Here is a 16,310-nt window from a genome sequence, read left to right as displayed (position 1 = left end):
CGTCCGCCGGGCCCTGGTCGTCGGCGGGTGGGCTGGCCTCTGGTGTCCGCCGGGTGCTGGTCGTCGGCGGGTCTGCCGGCCCCTGGCGTCCCGCCCGGGTGCTGGTCGTCGGCGGGTGTGCCGGCCCCTGGCGTCCCGCCGGCCGCTGGTCGTCGGCGGGGCTGCTGCCCCCCGGCTCCCGCCAAGCGCTGCTAGTCGGCGGGTCCGGTGCCCCCCGCGTCCGCCGGTTGCTGCTCCGGCAGGGGACGGCCGGTCGTGGCTGCGGGGTGGGCGGGTCGCGGGGGAGGCGTGCCCCGGCCCGCCCACAGCAGCACCACCCCGAGGCCGCAGGCGAGCGCGGGCCAGTACACGTAGCGGAAGTCCGTCGCGGGCATGATCGGCAGATAGCCGAGGATGTAGGCCGCCGAGCTGATGCCCAGTGCCCGGACCGGCATGGCGAACAGCCCTCTGCCCGGCCGGACGGACAGCACCAGCGCGACGGCGAGCCAGAACCAGCCGCGGAACAGCCACCGCAGGTCCGTCGCCATGCCGTCGACGTACGTGCCGAGCGTGGCCTCCAACTGTGGGTGCGCCACCTCGATGCCCAGGTCGTTGCGGGTGATGCCCGCCTTGTACACGTAGTCGGTCTCGAACAGCAGCGTCGCGAAGAGCCGCAGCCGGTACTGGAGATATCCCGGTACGTGCCCGCCCATCTCCCGCAGCCACAGGGAGGTGATCTCGCCGGAGTCCCCGCGCAGCCCGTCGGCGGGGCGTTCGTAGCAGGCCCAGTAGGCGTCCGACAGGGCGCCGGTGCGGGCGCACTCCCGTGCCGAGGCCACGAGCCGGTCGCGCAGCGCGGGCGGGACGTCCGCCGCCCGCAGCTCGTCCACCGTGAGCACGTGCACCAGGTCGTCGAGCATGATCTGCGCGCCCTGCTCGGTCTGCAGCGGCCGGGCGAACAGGGAGATGGCGGCGGCGGGCACGACGAGCCCGGCCGCGAGCGCCGCCGTGCACGTCACCCACGTACGCCGCCCCGGGGACCGCCACAGCGCGAGGACCAGCAGGACGAAGACGGGCAGCGCGGCCAGGAAGGCGTTCTTGCGCACGAGCATGGCGTAGGCGAGGAACAGCACGCCGAGTCCGAGCAGCGCCCACCGCACGGCGGGACGCGTCCCGGTGTCCCGGAGCCGCAGCCCGGTGAGGGCGACCGCGCACGCGGCGAGCAGCGCGAACGCCGCGTGCACGTCCTTCCACACCACCCCGGCGAACGTCAGCACGAACGGGGTCAGCCCGAGCCCGAGCACCGCGAGTGAACCGGCCCGGCTCCCGGTCAGCTCCCACACGGCCCAGGACAGCACCCACAGCGCTCCCCAGAAGACCAGGGACTGCAGGACCAGCATCGACGCGATCGAGCCGGTCACCGCGATCAGCGCCCGCCACACCAGGCTCAGCACGGGCGGGTGCCAGTCGGTCAGCGGGGTGCGGCCCTCGGCCTGCCGGAGCTGATCCAGGCTGTCGGGGCTCAGGAAGCCCGGAGCGAAGACGAGGACCGTGCCCAGGCAGCAGACGGCGGCGAGCGCGGCCAGAGCCGCGATCCAGCGCCGCCCACCCGACACCCGTCCCATTTGTGACATATGCCGGATGCTAGCTGCTCGCGCTCAGGGGGCGACGAAGACGTAGCGCCGATAGGCGTAGAAGCGGAACAGCGTCGCGAGCACCCAGCCGAGGATGCGCGCGGTGTTGTCGCTGAGCGCCGAGTCGAGCCCGAGCAGCTGCCGCGAGGCGAAGACCGTCCCGGCGGTGATGACGAGCCCGACGCCGTTGGCGACCAGGAACAGCACCAGCTCGTGGGTCACCTTCTCGCGGTGCTGGTCGCGGTAGGTCCAGTACCGGTTGCCGACCCAGCTGAACAGCGCGGCCGCGCCCGTCGCGAGCACGGACGCCTGCACGGGAGCGGTCCGCATCACCCCGCCCCCGGCGCCGCCGGGCAGGCCGAAGACCAGCAGGTTGTAGCCGCCGTTGTCGACGACGAAGGCCAGGGCCCCGATGACGCCGAACTTGGCGGCCTCCCGCCAGACGCCCTTGACGGCGTCACGCGCACGCAGCGTCACGGATGCGAGGACCGGCACCCGGCGAGCGTAACGACCCGGCGCCCCCGCGCGCCCCGGACGCGCGCATATCGCATGATTTCCCCACGAAGGATGTCCCGACGGGCACAACGACGGTCCGGGTGAGGAGTGGTCGTGGAACCGACGCTCGCGTGTGTCGTGCCGTGTCACAACGAGGAGGCGACCGTCGGCAAGGTCGTCCGCGACCTGCGCGCCGCCCTCCCCGAGGCCGTCGTCTACGTGTACGACAACGCCTCCACCGACCGCACGGCGGAGCTCGCCCGGGAGGCCGGCGCGATCGTCCGGCACGAGTCCCGCAAGGGCAAGGGCAACGTCATCCGCCGCGCCTTCGCCGACGTGGACGCCGACGCCCTGCTCATCGTCGACGGCGACGACACCTACGACGCCTCCCGCGCCCGCGATCTGGTCGACCTGCTCTTCGAGGGACCGTACGACCAGGTCGTCGGCGCCCGCCGGGTCGTCACCGACGGGGCCTACCGGGCCGGGCACGCGGTCGGCAACAAGGTGCTCACCGGGGCGGTGCGCTCGCTGTTCGGCAACGACGTGACCGACATGCTCAGCGGCTACCGGGTCTTCTCGCGGCGCTTCGTGAAGTCCTTCCCGGCGCTGGCCCGCGAGTTCGAGACCGAGACCGAGATGACCATCCACGCGCTGCACCTGCGGCTGCCCACGGCCGAGGTGCCCGTGGACTACCGGGTCCGGCCCGCCGGCGGCGAGAGCAAGCTGCGCACCTACCGGGACGGCTGGCGCATCCTGCGGGTCATCCTCGACCTGGCGCGCCGCGAGCGCCCCTCCCTCGTGCACACCGTGATCGCGGGCGTGCTGGCCCTGGTCTCGGTGATCCTCGGCATTCCCGTGATCGCCGACTTCGTCCGCACGGGCACCGTGCCCCGCGTGCCCACGGCGATCCTCGCCGCCGCGATCATGACGATCGCCGCGCTGGTCCTGCTCGTGGGCTACATCCTGGAGTCGCTCACCCACATGCGGCAGGAGCAGACCCGGCTGGTGCACCTCTCCTACCCGGCCCCGGTGCGGACCCCGCGCTACACCGCGCGCGGCGCCGGCACGGGTCCCGTCCCGGTCCGCAAGGCCGCCGGGGGACCCTGAGAGGCCGGGCCCCGAGGCCGTCGAGGAGTGGCGGGCGCGCAGTACGATGATCGGAACCCCGGTGCTGTGCGGGGTCCCGTGACTGAGGAGATGCGTGCCGGTGCCTGCCCGACTTCCTTCGTGGGCCTGGACGTCCGGGCTGACCGTGGGAGCGATAGCCGCGGTGACGGTCCTGGCCGTGCAGGCGGACAAGGGCCCGCATCCCACCGCGAGCTCGGCCAAGCCCAGCAGCTCGGTGTCCGCCCAGCCCACGCCCACGGCGTCCGCCCCGGCCCGGGTCCCGGACGGCTCCGGCACCGGCCGGCGCATCGTCTACTCCCTCGGTGAGAAGAGGGTGTGGATGGTCGACGCGAGCGAGGCGACCCGCCGCACGTTCACGGTCTGGCCGGGCACGGTCAGTCCCGACCCGGGCAGCTACACGATCTCGTCCCGCAACGAGGCCACGACCGGCTCCGACGGAGTCCAGATCGAGCACATCATGTACTTCGCCGCACAGGACGGCGTCTCCGTCGCCTTCTCCAACGCGGTCGACGGGTCCTCCCCGCCGCCCGCCGCCTCCGGCGGGAAGACCGGCGGGGTCCGGATGAAGAAGGCGGACGGCACGGCACTGTGGGCGTTCGGCACGGTCGGCACGACCGTGGCCGTGGTCAGGTAGCGGACGTCTCCGCGCGCGGGGCCGACAGCTGGTTGACGATCAGCACGACCCCGCTGAACAGGAAGATCCGGGTCGCCGCGTCCAGCCCGTTCCAGTTCTTCGACTGCCACATCGAGAACCACTCACCGCCGATCGCGATGAACCCGGCCCCGAACAGCAGCATCACCATCAGCAGCCCGTACGTCGACATCCGCCGGGCGCGCACGGCGTCGCGTCTGGCCCACAGCCACGTCCCGTATATCAGGACGAGCGCGGCGACGGTCTCCCACACGATGATCGCGACGTAGGCGGCGTCCTGGAGCCCTTCACTGGTGACGGCACGCCACATCAGGTCCTCGTCCTTGAACGTGGTGTCCATCGCCAGCACGTGCCGGACGAACTGCTGGTTGGTGCCGAAGTCGGTGATGTTCCCGAAGGCGACCAGCGCCATGTAGAGGGCGATGGTCGCGGTGAGCAGCGTGGCGGCGAGCGACAGCCCGCCGCGTGGGGTTGTGGAGGTGGCCATGGCGATCATTCTTCCCAACCACCGGTGCACACGCGACACAATGGCGGCGGATACCGCGCGACCGAGGGCGAGTTGGAGGGAGAGCTGCGAATGGCGCAGACGGGCCCGTCGATGCAGGACCTGATACGGCGGCGCACCCGGGCCGGTTTCGTCGGCCGGTCCGCCGAACGCGCCCTGTTCCGGGCCAACTTCGCCACCGAGCCGCACGACGAACGTCACCGTTTCCGCTACCACGTGCACGGCAACGCGGGCGTCGGGAAGACGTTCCTGCTGCGCGAGTGGGAGCAGATCGCCCGCGAGCAGGGCGCGCTGACGGCCCGGGTCGACGACGGCGCCGGCAGCCTGCCGGAGGTGCTGGCGGAGATCAGCCGCCAGTTCGCCGCCCAGGGCCGCCGCATGAAGGAGCTGGACCGCCTCCTCGCCGACCATCGCGAGCGCCGGCACGAGGCGGAGCTGGCCGCGCTCGCCGCACAGGCGGAGGAGGAGGACGGCCCGTCGGCGGGCGGGCGGCTGGCGGCCCGGGCCGGTGTGGTGGCGCTGGGCATGGTCCCGGTCGCCGGGCCGCTGGCGGGTCTGCTCGACGCCGACCAGCTCGCCGAAGGCGCCGACCGGCTGCGGACGCGGATGCTGGCCCGGCTGCGCGACCACGAGGACGCCCAGCTGGTCCTCGCCCCGGAGCGGATCCTCACGCCGGTCTTCCTGCGCGAACTCACGCAGGCGGCCGGCTCGGCCCCCTGGATCGCCCTCTTCTTCGACACCTACGAGCGCACCGCCCCCTACCTGGACCCCTGGCTGCACGAGACGATGACGACCGACCGCCACGGCGCCGTGCCCGCCACGGCGGTGGTCGTCACGGCGGGCCAGCGCCCCGTCGACCCGGCCCGCTGGGGCGGCCTGCGGGACTTCGTCACGGACGTGCCGCTCGGGCCCTTCACCGAGGCGGAGGCGCGCGGCCTGCTGGCGGGCCGGGGCGTGACCGCCGAACCGGTCGTCCGGGAGGTCCTGCGCCTCACCGGCGGCCTGCCCGTCCTGGTCTCCACCCTCGCCGAGTCCCGCCCCGCCGACCCGGACGACGTCGGCGACCCGAGCGCCACGGCCGTCGACCGCTTCCTGCGCTGGGAGCGGGACCCCGTCCGGCGGGCCGCCGCGCTGGCCTGCGCGCTGCCCCGCTGGCTGGACGCGGACGTGTTCCGGGCGGCGGCCGACTGCCCGGCGGAGGAGGCGGAGGGCGTCTACGCGTGGCTGCGCGGCATGCCGTTCGTGACCGACCGGGGCGGGCAGCGGCTGCGCTACCACGACGTCGTGCGGGCGCCGATGCTGCGCGCCGAACGGCGGAGGTCACCGCGCGGCTGGGCCGAGCGGCACCGGCGGCTGGCCGCCACGTTCCGCACCTGGCGCGAGGAGACGGAGACGGACCGGGAGCCCGGCGCGCTCTGGTCGGACGAGGCGTGGCGGGAACTCCGGCTGGCCGAGACGTACCACCTGCTGTGCGCCGGGACACGGGACGCGCTGCCGCGCGCGCTGCACGACGTCGTCCACGCCTGCGAGGCGGGGGCGGGTGTGGCCGCGCGAGGGGCACGGGCCCTGCTGGACGCCGGCCAGGACGCGGAGGCGGAGGCGGCGGCCGGGTGGGGCGCGGAACTCACCGCGGCACTCGACGCGGACGGCATCGTCTCCGCACTCGGCCTCCTCCTGCGCCGCGCGGGACTCGACACCCCGACCCAGGCCCGCGCGCGCCTTCTGCGCGGCGACGAACTGCGCGACGACGGCGCCCACGAGCAGGCCCTCACCGAGTACGACCGGGCCGTCGCCCTGGATCCCGGACTGGCCCTCGCGTACCGCAACCGCGCCGTGCTCCACGGCCGGCTGGGCGACCTCGACGCGGCGATCACCGACCTCGACCGGGCCGTCGCGCTGGAACCGGGCAACGCCTGGTACGTCGCCCTGCGCGGCGAACACCACCGGCTGGCCGGGCACGACACCGAGGCGATCCGCGACCTGACCGAGGCCGTCCGCCTCGACCCGGCGAACGAGTTCTCCTGGGCGTCCCGGGGCGCCACGCACGACCGCGCCGGAGACCCGGACGCGGCCCTCGCCGACCTGAACCAGGCCCTCGACCTCAAGCCGGACTACGCCTGGGCCCTCGCCCGCCGCGCCCGGGTGTGGCGCGCCCTGGGCGACACGGCGCGCCAGCTCGCCGACCTCGACCACGCCCTGTCGTTCAACCCCGACTGGCCGTGGGCCCGTTGCGAACGCGGCGACGCGCTGCGGATGGCGGGCCGCGACGAGGAGGCGATCGCCGACCTGGACGTCGCGCTGACCCTGGATCCCGGCTACGCCTCGGCGTACGCCAGCCGGGGCGCGTCCCTGGCCCGGCTCGGCCGCCACGCCGAGGCGCTGGCCGACCTGGACCGTGCGGTGGAACTCCGGCCTGGATACGCCTGGGCGCTGGACCGCAGGGCGGAGGTGCTCCGGGTCAGCGACCTGCCGTGAACGCGAGGAACTCCGACCAGGCGGCGCGGGTGAAGGCGAGCCGGGCACCGTCGCGGTGCTTGGAGTCGCGGACGAGCAGGGTGAGGTGCGGGGTGGGGGATATGGCGGCTTCGAGGCAGTCAGGGCCGTCGTTGCTGCTGTAGCTGCTCTTGAACCAGACGAGCTCTGTGGTCACGTCTCTTCTCCCAGAACTTTTCCGATGAAGGCCAGGGACTCTTCGGGCGACAGGGCTTGCGCCCGGATCATTCCATAGCGCATGTCGAGGATCTGGGCGTCCCGGGGGTCGCTGATCACGCGATTGTGCAGCTGGGCCTCGAAGTGCCCCAGGGTCTTGCCCTCTTGCAACTTCAGCACTCGGAACGGACCTGCCATCCCCGCGTGATCCTCCCGGTCCGTCGGCATGACCTGGATCGACACGTGCCGCAACTTGGCCACCTCCAACAGGTGTTCGAGTTGTCGGCGCAGCACCATTCTGCCTCCGACAGGCCTGCGTAGCGTCGTCTCTTCCTGGACAAAGGTGATGAGCGGCCGCGGCACGCGATCGAACACGGCCTTCCGTGCCATGCGTGCAGCGACGTACCGCTCGATCTCGTCCTCGGTGAAGGCCGGTCGCCTCATGGCGTACAACGCCTGGGCGTACTCCTGCGTCTGAAGGAGCCCGTGAATCTGGTGATTGTCGTAGGCCCCGAGTTCGAGGGCCTCGTCCTCAAGCTTCGCCAGATCCCGCACCGTCTTCGGATACCGAGCCTTCTCCACATCCTCCTTCATCGCGGCGAGCTTGCCCCCGGCGTGGAGCACCTCATCCGCCTTGTCGAGGAAATCCGGCTTGGGGATGCGGCGGGCCCGCTCCACCGACGACACCATCTCCTCGCCGTACCCGATGGCCGCGCCCAACTCCGCCTGCTTCAGCCCCGCTGCCTCGCGCCACATCTTGATCTGCCGCCCGACGGTCCTGAGCACGGCCGCCGCTTCCTCGTCCTCCACGCGTCCCCTCCTGACGTACGACCCGTACGACCCCGCCGCGCGGCCGGACAGTCACGCTCCGTACCGAGGTCGTAGCTGTTCAGAGTAGGGACGGGCGACCACGCTGGGTGACATGAGTCAGAAATCCCCCACCCGGATCCCCGCGCACACCCGCCACTTCGCCGTTCAGCTGTCGGCGACTCGAAGAGGTGCGCGACTGGCGCGGCTGCTCACCGAACGCCAACTCGACGCGTGGGGCGAGCCGCACGAGGCCGCCGCGCAGGTCGTGGCCGAGCTGGCGTCCAACGCCGTACGGCACGGACGGGTGCCCGGCAGGGACTTCCGGCTGCGGCTGGAGCTGCGCGCCGACCGCACGCTCCGCGTCGAGGTCACGGACGCCCGGGGCGACCGGATCCCGCGCGTCCCGGACCCGGTGGAGGAGGACGCGGAAGGAGGCCGGGGTCTGCGCATCGTGGAGGCGTACACCGACCGCTGGGGGGTGACGCGGGCCCCGGCCGGCGCCAAGACGGTCTGGGCCGAACTGGCGTCGGCGTGACCGCATCGCGGTGCGTCATGACCCGGCCGGTCCCGACACCAAGAACCAAAAGAACCGGGAAAAGAACCCACCCACCCCCGCCGCCCCCGCGGCTCACCCGCAGGGGTGAACATCACCAACTCGGCTGGCGCTGCGGGCAGTCGATGGTGCAGCGTCGGCGCAGACAACCGCACAAACGAATACGGCCCCCGCCGGGACTGCCATCCCACTGCGAGGGCCTGATCACCAAGGAAGAGAAGCGCTTCCCGATGACTGAGCAGCACCCTAGCGCGCCCTCGCGCGCGCAGTCCGGCACTTCAGGTGTCCAGCACGTGACGGAACGCCACGACGACCACTTCACGGTCGTCGGCAACCACCTCGCCCAGCACCCGGACCTGTCGCTGACGGCCATCGGCCTGGCGGTGCACATCCAGTCGCTGCCCGCCGGGACGCCGGTCGGCATCAAGGCGCTGGCGGGCAAGTTCCCGGAGGGCGAGATCCGGATCGCGGCGGCCCTGCGCGAACTGGAGGCCCACGGTTACCTCGCTCGCCCCAGGGAGCGTCTTCAATCGGGCCGAGTCGTAACCCGCACGGTCTCGTACAACAAGCCCCGGACCGCCGCCGACCCGGAGCCCCGCCCGGCACCCGCCACGCCCCGCCCGGAGGGCAAGGCGGCTCCGCTGCCGGACCGCTCGGCGGCCTCCGACGTCCTCACCGGCCTCCGCGTCCTCGACTCCCGCCTGCTGCTCAGCGAGCGGGACGTGCGGCGCCTGGCCCCGGCGGTCACGGCGTGGCTGGAGCGCGGGGTTCCCGCCGAGGCGGTCCGGCGCGCGCTGACGACGGGCCTGCCCACGGCGCCGATCCAGCACCCGGCGGCCTTGCTGGCCCACCGCCTGACGGCCCTCCTCCCCCCACCGCTCCCCTCGGCCCCACCCCCTTCCCCGCCCGTGGTCCGCCCGGACCCCCTCCAGACCTGCGACGGCTGCGACCGAGCCTTCCGCGCCCCCCACCCCGGCCACTGCCGCGACTGCCGAACCGACGCGCACAGGGCAGCGTGACGATGCCGAGTCCGAATCATGTGGTCTGTGCCGTCTCAGCGGCTCCCCACGGCGTTCGCCGGTACCGTACGAGGAGCGAATCACCAGCACCGGAGGTCACCGTGAGCGCTCAGAGCGACGGCCCGTACGGGCCGCTGATCCCCATGCCTCAGCTGACTCCGGACGCACTGCGTGATGCCGTGGCACGGATCGCCCCGAGTCGTCTCCCGACGCTGACGCAGCACCTCTTCGAGGCGACGACCAATGCTCAGCAGACTCAGAGCCTGGCGCCCCTGCGCGCCTTCGTGCACTCATGGGCCGTCTTCGTCGCGATCGAGCGCCACCCCGCCAGGGCCGAGCGTCTGCGGGAGCTGGAGCGCATCGTCGATGCCGGCGAACAGGACCCGACCGAGGCCATTGCCGAGATCCGCGCCATCCGGGACGCCGCAGAGGCCGAGGCAGGACTGTGACGGACTGGTCCTGGGACTACAACCCGAGCGCCGACTATGTGACGAACGGCTTGCCACCCGGTGTAGTGGCGGAGGTCGAACGGCTTGCCGCGGAACTGGCAGCTCTCGGCCATGACGCCGTGCGAGTCGGCAGACCGTTCGACAGGGAGGCCGGACTGCGTGAGTTCGACCTATTGGGTGGGCGCGGTTTCATCAGCTTCCTTGCCGTGCCGCGCCACGAGTGCGTCTACGTCTGCAACGTGACCTGGTACGGCTGACCCGTCCCGCTCCGGGAATCCTGGCCCACCCCCACCCCGTCCCACCCCCTGAACCCACCGTCCCCATTCGATTACAGTGGCGAGCTGTCGTACGTATGGACGGTGCCCTGGGAGGTCAAGGTGGGTGCGACTGCCGGTGCCGTCTGGGGGCGTACGGAGCAGCAGGACTTTCGCAGCCGGGTGCGCGGGACCCTGCTCGGCGTGGCCGTCGGGGACGCGCTGGGCGCGCCGGTGGACGGGCTCGGGATCGACGCGATCCGGGAGGCGCACGGGGCCGAGGGGCTGCTGGACCTCGCCCCGGCCTACGGCAGACGCGGTGCCGTCACGCACCTCACGCAGCTCACCCTGTTCTCCGTGGACGGCCTGATCAGGGCCCAGGTGCGGCGGGACACCGGGGCCTGGCACCCGCCCACCGACCTGCACCGGGCCTACCTGCGCTGGGCCGCCACCCAGCGGGACTGGGGACCCGACGAGCGCCGCAAGGAGGACGGCTGGCTGGCTCGCGAGGAGTGGCTGTACGTACGCCGCGACCCCAGCCGCGCGCTGCTCCTCGGACTCGGCGACGACACCATGGGGACCCCGGACGCGCCGAAGAACCCGGGCGAGGCCGGGCCCGAGCCCGCCGCCCGGTCCGCGCCGTTCGGGCTGCTCGTCGGCTGGGAGCCGCAGCTCGTCGCCCAGCTCGCCGTGGAGTGCGCGGCACAGACCCACGGCCACCCCACGGCCTGCCTCGCGGCGGGCGCGTACGCGGTGATCGTGCACGGGCTGGCCCTCGGCGAGAGCCTCGACGCCGCCGTGCAGCGCGCCTTCGCCCTGCTCGCCACCCGCCCCGGCCACCAGCCCGTCGCGGAGGCCCTGCAGCACGCGCTGGGCGCGGTGCGCCAAGGCATGCCCGGCCCGGAGCGGGTCGCCGAGCTGAGCGGAACGGGCACCGCGGAGGGACTCGTCGCGGCGGCCGTGTACTGCGCGCTGGTGGCCGCCGACGTCCGCCACGGCCTGTGCCTCGCCGTCAACCACGACGGCCCCTCCGCCGCCACCGGGGCCCTGACCGGCGGCCTGCTCGGCGCCCTGCACGGCGAGACCGCCCTGCCCCCGGCCTGGCTGGCCGAGCTGGAGGGCCGCCCCACGATCCTGGAACTGGCCGACGACTTCGCCATGGAGATGACCCAGGGCCCGGCCCTGCACGGCCCGGCGGGCTCCTCCCCGGGCTGGCTGGCCCGCTACCCGCGCGCCGTGTAGGACGCACCTCTTCCCCGTGCTCACTCCCGTGGCATGGGCACGTCACCGTACCGTGGTCGTCGCGTCACCTTCGGTCCACAGGATGTGCACGGCCCGGCACGGGGATCACCTCCCGTGGCCGCACCACCGGGTCTCGTCCGATCATCCCCCTTTGTGGAGGCACTGTGCGCAAGCTGCGCGGGACACAGACGGCCGCGATCGCCGCGGTCCTGACGGCCATGGCGGTCCTGCCCGCCCCGGCCCGGGCCGCCGGCTCCGGGCTCCCGGCGGTGACCGCCACCACCGAGACCCCGGCCCTGTACGGCGACGAGGCCGGCGGCAACGCCGACGCCGACGACCCGGCGATCTGGCGCAACGCCGCCGACCCCGACGCCAGCCTCGTCATCGCCACCGCCAAGGAAGGCGGCCTGCGCGTGTACGACCTGGCCGGCCAGGAGGTGCAGTCGATCCCGGCGCCGCCCGCGCCCACCCCGGACGACAAGCCGGGCCGCTTCAACAACGTGGACCTGATCTCCGGGTTCCCGCTGCCGGCCGGCCGCGCCGACGTCGCCGTCGTCACCGACCGCGGCCGCGACCACCTGCGGATCTACCGCATCACCCCCGGCGCCGCCCGGCCGCTGACCGACGTCACCGACCCGAACGCCCCGCTGGTCTTCTCCCGGACCCAGGACGAGGTCAACGACCAGGCCACCCCCTACGGCCTGGCCACCTGGAAGGACAAGGCCACCGGCCGCTCCTACGCCGTCGTCAGCCGGCGCAGCCGCACCCGGCTCGCCCTGCTGGAGCTGACGACGACCCCCGCCGGAGCGGTCACCTACCGGCAGGTGCGCACCTACGACCTGCCCGCCTCCTTCACGCTCCCGAACGGCACCTCCTGGACCCCCTGCGGCGACCCCGGCGACCTCCCGCAGGTCGAGGGCATGGTCGTGGACCCGGCGAACAAGGTGCTGTACGCCGGCCAGGAGGACGTCGGCATCTGGCGGCTGCCCGCCGACCTCACCGGCAGGCCCAAGCTGATCGACAAGGTCCGGGAGTACGGCGTGACCGCCACCTACGACGAGGCGACCGAGGAGTGCGTGGCGGGCACCGACCCCGGCTACGGCGGCACGCACCTGTCCGCCGACGTCGAGGGCCTCACCCTCCTCGACGAGGGCGACGGCGACGGCTACCTGCTCGCCTCCAGCCAGGGCGACGACACCTTCGCCGCGTACGACCGCGAGGTCTCCGACGGCAACGAGTACGAGAGCGGCTTCCGCATCACCGCCGGCACCGTCGACGGCTCCGAGGAGTGCGACGGCGCCGCCGTGCTCAACGCGCCCCTCGGCTCCCGCTACCCCAAGGGCCTCCTCGTGGTGCAGGACGGGCACAACACCCCGGACGAGACGGACGCCGAAGGGGAGGTCCGCGACAACACCGACTTCAAGTTCGTCGACCTGCGCAAGGTCACCGGCGCGCTGGACGAGGACGACTGAACGGCCGTACGCCCTCCGCCCGTTGCGGGCGGAGGGCGTACCGTCGTCGCAGCGGCGCCGCCGCTAGTCCTTCACCGTCGTGCGCACGGCGGTGTCCTCGACACCACCGGCAGGCGCCGGCACGGCGGCCGCGGCGGCCCCGTCCCCGTCGGTGTTGATCTTCTCGATGAGCGCCAGCCGCTCCGGGGTGTCCTCCGGCTTGAGGTAGCCGATGAGGACGTAGAGCACCAGCGACACCGCCAGCGGCACCGACACCTGGTACTGGAGCGGCACGCCGCCCTCGACGTTCCAGTTGATCGGGTAGTTCACCAGCCAGAAGGCGAGCAGGCCCATCGACCAGCTGGCCAGGGCCGCGGTCGGGCCCGACCTGCGGAACGCGCGCAGCAGGCCCAGCATCATCGGGATCGCCATCGGGCCCATCAGACCGGCCACCCACTTGATGACGACCGTGATGATGTCCTTGAACGTGGGCGAGTTGACCTGCGTCGCCGCCGCCATGGACAGACCGAGGAAGACGACCGTCGCGATCCTGGCGACCCGCAGGCCCTGGCTCTCGTTCCAGCGCCGGGCCCGCGCCCAGATCACCGGCGCGCAGTCCCGGGTGAACACGGCCGCGATGGCGTTGGCGTCCGAGGAGCACATGGCCATGGTGTGCGAGAAGAAGCCGACGATGACCAGGCCCAGCAGGCCGTGCGGCAACAGCTGTTCGGTCATCAGGGCGTAGGAGTCGGAGCCGTCCGGCTTCTGCGACTCGACCAGCAGCGGTGACATCCACATGGGGAAGAACAGCACCAGCGGCCAGACCAGCCACAGGATCGCCGACAGCCGGGCCGAGCGCTCGGCCTCCTTGGCGTTCGGGGTGGCCATGTAGCGCTGGGCCTGGTTGAGCATGCCGCCGTTGTACTCGAAGAGCTTGATGAACAGGAACGCCAGCAGGAACACCGTGCCGTACGGGCCGACCAGCGGTTTCTCATGGCCCTGGAGCTCGGGGGAGTCCCAGACGCCGAAGAAGCCGCCGTGGTCGTCGAGCCGGACGAACACCGCCACGAACATCGCGATGCCGGCGAGCAACTGGATGACGAACTGGCCGAGTTCGGTCAGCGCGTCCGCCCACAGGCCACCGATCGTGCAGTAGATGGCCGTGATGCCGCCGGTGATCAGGATGCCCTGGTTGAGGGAGATCCCGGTGAAGACGGAGAGCAGCGTGGCGATCGCCGCCCACTTCGCGCCCACGTCCACGATCTTCAGCAGCATGCCCGACCAGGCCAGCGCCTGCTGGGTCTTCAGGTCGTAGCGGTTCTTCAGGTACTCCAGCGGGGAGGCCACGTGGAGCCGGGAGCGCAGCCGGTTGATGCGCGGCGCGAACAGCTTCGACCCGATGGCGATGCCGAGGGCGATGGGGAAGGACCAGGTGACGAAGGACGTGACGCCGTAGGTGTAGGCGATGCCCGCGTACCCGGTGAACATCACCGCGCTGTAGCCCGACATGTGGTGCGAGATGCCGGACAGCCACCACGGCATCTTGCCGCCGGCGGTGAAGAAGTCACTGACGTTGTCCACCCGTTTGTGCGACCAGACGCCGATCGCGACCATCACGGCGAAATAGCCGATGAGCACGGCCCAGTCGAGACCGTTCATGTGCGCCCTCCCAGGGATCAGCCCGGCGCTCATCGTGGGTGCTGCCGCGTGAGCACGACAAGTCAGCGTTGGGTCAAAGGGAGGTAAAAATGTTCGGCGTGATGGCCTCAGTTCATCTATGTGAACTCATCGCATCAGCTCCCCGGCGTTGACCAGCAACGACTGTCCGGTGATCGACCGCGCCCGGTCCGACGCCAGGAACACCGCCGCGTCGGCCACGTCCGCGTCCGCGGCCAGTTCGGGCAGCGCCACCCGCTCGGTCAGCCGCTCCAGCACGGCCGCCTCGGACACGCCCTCCGCCTGCGCGGTGAGCCGGACGAACGCCTGCACCGGCGGTCCCCACATCCAGCCCGGCAGCACCGTGTTGACGCGGATCCGGTGCGGCCCGAGCTCCCGGGCGAGCGAGTACATCGCGCTCGTCAGCGCCCCCTTCGACGCCGCGTACGCCGCCTGCCGCACCTGCGACGGGGCCGCCACCGCCGACTGCGTGCCGATGAACACCACCGAGCCGCCGCCCTCCTTGAGCGACGGCAGACAGGCCCGGGTCATCCGCAGCGTGCCCAGCAGATTCACGTCCAGCACGGCCCGCCAGGCCTCGAAGTCCGCGTCCTCCAGTCCGCCGAAGTGACGGTCCAGCGCGGCCACGTGGACCACGGCGTCGATCCGCCCGAACCGCTCCACGGCCAGCGCGGCCAAGGCCTCGCACTGTGCCTCGTCGGTGATGTCGGCGGCCCGGTACGCGGTGCGCGCCCCGCCCGGGTCGAGCTCGGCGGCCGTCTTCGCCAGGCTCGCCTCGGTGCGGGCCCCGAGCACGGCCCGCCCGCCGTCCCGCACGACGGCCGCCGCGACCTGCCGCCCGAGCCCGGGCCCGACCCCCGACACCACGACCGTCTTCCCCGCGAGCAGTGCCATCGCAGACCTCCCCGGACCCCTGGCGCAATATCTGACGGAGCGTCAGAGTATGAACCGCCCGCCGAGGAAGGGGAAGCCATGAGCGAGGACACCCGCAGCGAGCTGTACGCCGAACTGGCCGCCGTCGGCCCCTACGGCACCCGCCCCGGACACGCCCTGATCACCCTGGTCGAACCGCACCCGGGCCACGAGTACGCCTACAACCGCTGGTACGAGGACGACCACTACTACGCCGGCGCGATGGCCATGCCCTGGATGTACGCGGGCCGCCGCTGGGTGGCCACCCGGGACCTGCAACTCCTGCGCTACCCGGAGAAGTCCACGATCGCCCGGCCGGTCACCGCCGGCTGCTACCTCTCCACCTACTGGATCACCGCCGGCCGCTACGACGACCACATGCGCTGGACCGTCGCCATCAACAGGCGCCTCAACCGCGACGGCCGCATTCACCACGACCGCACCCACGTCCTCACGGCGTTCCAGGACCACGAGACGACGGTGTACCGCGACGGCGCGGCCGGACCGCGCGACGTCCACGCCCTCGACCACCCCTACGCGGGCCTCGTCCTCCAGGTCGTCGAGGCGGACACCCCCGAGCAGCGGCCCCCGCTCCTGGAGTGGCTGCGCACACGCCACCTCCCCGAGCGCCTCGCGGGCTCACCGGCGGCGCTGGTCACCGTCTTCCGCCCCACCCCGCTGCCCGGCGACCGCATGACCTACGTCAAACAGGTCGAGGGCGTCGACACCCGCCTGACCCTGCTGTGGTTCCTCCAGGCGGACCCGGGGGAGTGCTGGGACCCGTACTTCACCGGCCTCGACACGGCCATGGCGGAATCGGGCCTGGGCCGGGTGGAACTGGTCGCCCCGTTCCTCCCGACCGTCCCGGGCACCGACCACTACGTGGACCGCCTCCGCTGAG

The 16,310-nt window shown here is 72.5% G+C and carries 17 protein-coding genes; 10 read left to right on the top strand and 7 right to left on the bottom strand.

Going from position 1 to position 16,310, the window contains the following annotated elements; all coding sequences use genetic code 11:
* Positions 1-191 precede the first annotated feature (191 nt).
* Both ACIGAQ_RS31345 and ACIGAQ_RS31340 read right to left on the bottom strand, forming a co-directional pair.
* Positions 192-1,613, bottom strand: a complete 1,422-nt coding sequence (locus ACIGAQ_RS31345) for a hypothetical protein (RefSeq protein ID WP_399788900.1) — start codon at positions 1,611-1,613, stop codon at positions 192-194.
* A 24-nt stretch (positions 1,614-1,637) separates the two neighbouring features.
* Positions 1,638-2,108, bottom strand: coding sequence for a GtrA family protein (locus tag ACIGAQ_RS31340; RefSeq protein ID WP_311681527.1), 471 nt, complete (start codon positions 2,106-2,108; stop codon positions 1,638-1,640).
* Positions 2,109-2,216: 108 nt separating this feature from the next.
* On the opposite strand from ACIGAQ_RS31340, the gene ACIGAQ_RS31335 reads away from it, so the two are divergent.
* Both ACIGAQ_RS31335 and ACIGAQ_RS31330 read left to right on the top strand, forming a co-directional pair.
* Positions 2,217-3,215, top strand: coding sequence for a glycosyltransferase family 2 protein (locus ACIGAQ_RS31335; RefSeq protein ID WP_362279541.1), 999 nt, complete (start codon positions 2,217-2,219; stop codon positions 3,213-3,215).
* Between the two features lie 94 nt (positions 3,216-3,309).
* Positions 3,310-3,870, top strand: coding sequence for a hypothetical protein (locus ACIGAQ_RS31330; RefSeq protein WP_311681531.1), 561 nt, complete (start codon positions 3,310-3,312; stop codon positions 3,868-3,870).
* Here the strand turns inward: ACIGAQ_RS31330 and ACIGAQ_RS31325 are convergent.
* Positions 3,863-4,375, bottom strand: a complete 513-nt coding sequence (locus ACIGAQ_RS31325; RefSeq protein WP_362279545.1) for a DUF2165 domain-containing protein — start codon at positions 4,373-4,375, stop codon at positions 3,863-3,865. The two genes, ACIGAQ_RS31330 and ACIGAQ_RS31325, sit on opposite strands and share 8 nt — an antisense overlap.
* 90 nt (positions 4,376-4,465) lie before the next feature.
* On the opposite strand from ACIGAQ_RS31325, the gene ACIGAQ_RS31320 reads away from it, so the two are divergent.
* Positions 4,466-6,868 carry a tetratricopeptide repeat protein gene (locus ACIGAQ_RS31320; RefSeq protein ID WP_399788894.1) on the top strand — a complete coding sequence of 801 codons (2,403 nt, stop codon included), beginning with the start codon at positions 4,466-4,468 and terminating at the stop codon, positions 6,866-6,868.
* Here ACIGAQ_RS31320 and ACIGAQ_RS31315 read toward each other — a convergent pair.
* Positions 6,852-7,043: a DUF397 domain-containing protein gene (locus ACIGAQ_RS31315; RefSeq protein WP_311681535.1), complete on the bottom strand. Its 192-nt coding sequence runs from the start codon at positions 7,041-7,043 to the stop codon at positions 6,852-6,854. The two genes, ACIGAQ_RS31320 and ACIGAQ_RS31315, sit on opposite strands and share 17 nt — an antisense overlap.
* Positions 7,040-7,852, bottom strand: a complete 813-nt coding sequence (locus tag ACIGAQ_RS31310) for a helix-turn-helix transcriptional regulator (RefSeq protein WP_311681537.1) — start codon at positions 7,850-7,852, stop codon at positions 7,040-7,042. Before ACIGAQ_RS31310 ends, ACIGAQ_RS31315 begins: the two co-directional genes overlap by 4 nt.
* A 112-nt stretch (positions 7,853-7,964) precedes the next feature.
* On the opposite strand from ACIGAQ_RS31310, the gene ACIGAQ_RS31305 reads away from it, so the two are divergent.
* The 6 genes from ACIGAQ_RS31305 to ACIGAQ_RS31280 all read left to right on the top strand — a co-directional run bounded on the left by ACIGAQ_RS31305 (position 7,965) and on the right by ACIGAQ_RS31280 (position 12,841).
* Positions 7,965-8,387 carry an ATP-binding protein gene (locus ACIGAQ_RS31305; RefSeq protein WP_311681539.1) on the top strand — a complete coding sequence of 141 codons (423 nt, stop codon included), beginning with the start codon at positions 7,965-7,967 and terminating at the stop codon, positions 8,385-8,387.
* Between the two features lie 248 nt (positions 8,388-8,635).
* On the top strand, positions 8,636-9,424 hold the full coding sequence (locus ACIGAQ_RS31300) for a helix-turn-helix domain-containing protein (protein ID WP_399788889.1): 789 nt from the start codon (positions 8,636-8,638) through the stop codon (positions 9,422-9,424).
* Between the two features lie 101 nt (positions 9,425-9,525).
* The gene (locus tag ACIGAQ_RS31295; RefSeq protein WP_392117502.1) at positions 9,526-9,873 is read left to right on the top strand and encodes a DUF6247 family protein; all 348 of its coding nucleotides are present in this window, start codon (positions 9,526-9,528) and stop codon (positions 9,871-9,873) included.
* Positions 9,870-10,130: a hypothetical protein gene (locus ACIGAQ_RS31290; protein WP_392117499.1), complete on the top strand. Its 261-nt coding sequence runs from the start codon at positions 9,870-9,872 to the stop codon at positions 10,128-10,130. The genes ACIGAQ_RS31295 and ACIGAQ_RS31290 overlap by 4 nt, the downstream gene beginning before the upstream one ends.
* A gap of 120 nt (positions 10,131-10,250) precedes the next feature.
* Positions 10,251-11,369: an ADP-ribosylglycohydrolase family protein gene (locus ACIGAQ_RS31285; protein WP_399788885.1), complete on the top strand. Its 1,119-nt coding sequence runs from the start codon at positions 10,251-10,253 to the stop codon at positions 11,367-11,369.
* 164 nt (positions 11,370-11,533) lie between these two features.
* Complete coding sequence (locus ACIGAQ_RS31280; RefSeq protein ID WP_399788881.1) at positions 11,534-12,841, top strand: phytase; 1,308 nt, start codon at positions 11,534-11,536, stop codon at positions 12,839-12,841.
* Between the two features lie 63 nt (positions 12,842-12,904).
* Here ACIGAQ_RS31280 and ACIGAQ_RS31275 read toward each other — a convergent pair whose 3' ends face one another.
* Positions 12,905-14,479, bottom strand: a complete 1,575-nt coding sequence (locus tag ACIGAQ_RS31275; protein WP_311681544.1) for a sodium:solute symporter family protein — start codon at positions 14,477-14,479, stop codon at positions 12,905-12,907.
* Between the two features lie 126 nt (positions 14,480-14,605).
* Positions 14,606-15,391: an SDR family oxidoreductase gene (locus tag ACIGAQ_RS31270; protein WP_362279555.1), complete on the bottom strand. Its 786-nt coding sequence runs from the start codon at positions 15,389-15,391 to the stop codon at positions 14,606-14,608.
* Between the two features lie 78 nt (positions 15,392-15,469).
* Between ACIGAQ_RS31270 and ACIGAQ_RS31265 the strand changes: the two genes are divergently transcribed.
* The gene (locus tag ACIGAQ_RS31265) at positions 15,470-16,309 is read left to right on the top strand and encodes a hypothetical protein (RefSeq protein ID WP_399788878.1); all 840 of its coding nucleotides are present in this window, start codon (positions 15,470-15,472) and stop codon (positions 16,307-16,309) included.
* Position 16,310: the final 1 nt, after the last annotated feature.

Source organism: Streptomyces sp. NPDC085932, assembly GCF_044540525.1.
GTDB lineage: Bacteria > Actinomycetota > Actinomycetes > Streptomycetales > Streptomycetaceae > Streptomyces > Streptomyces levis.
The sequence above is the reverse complement of the archived record's forward strand: the minus strand, read 5'-3'. Positions and strand labels throughout refer to the sequence as shown.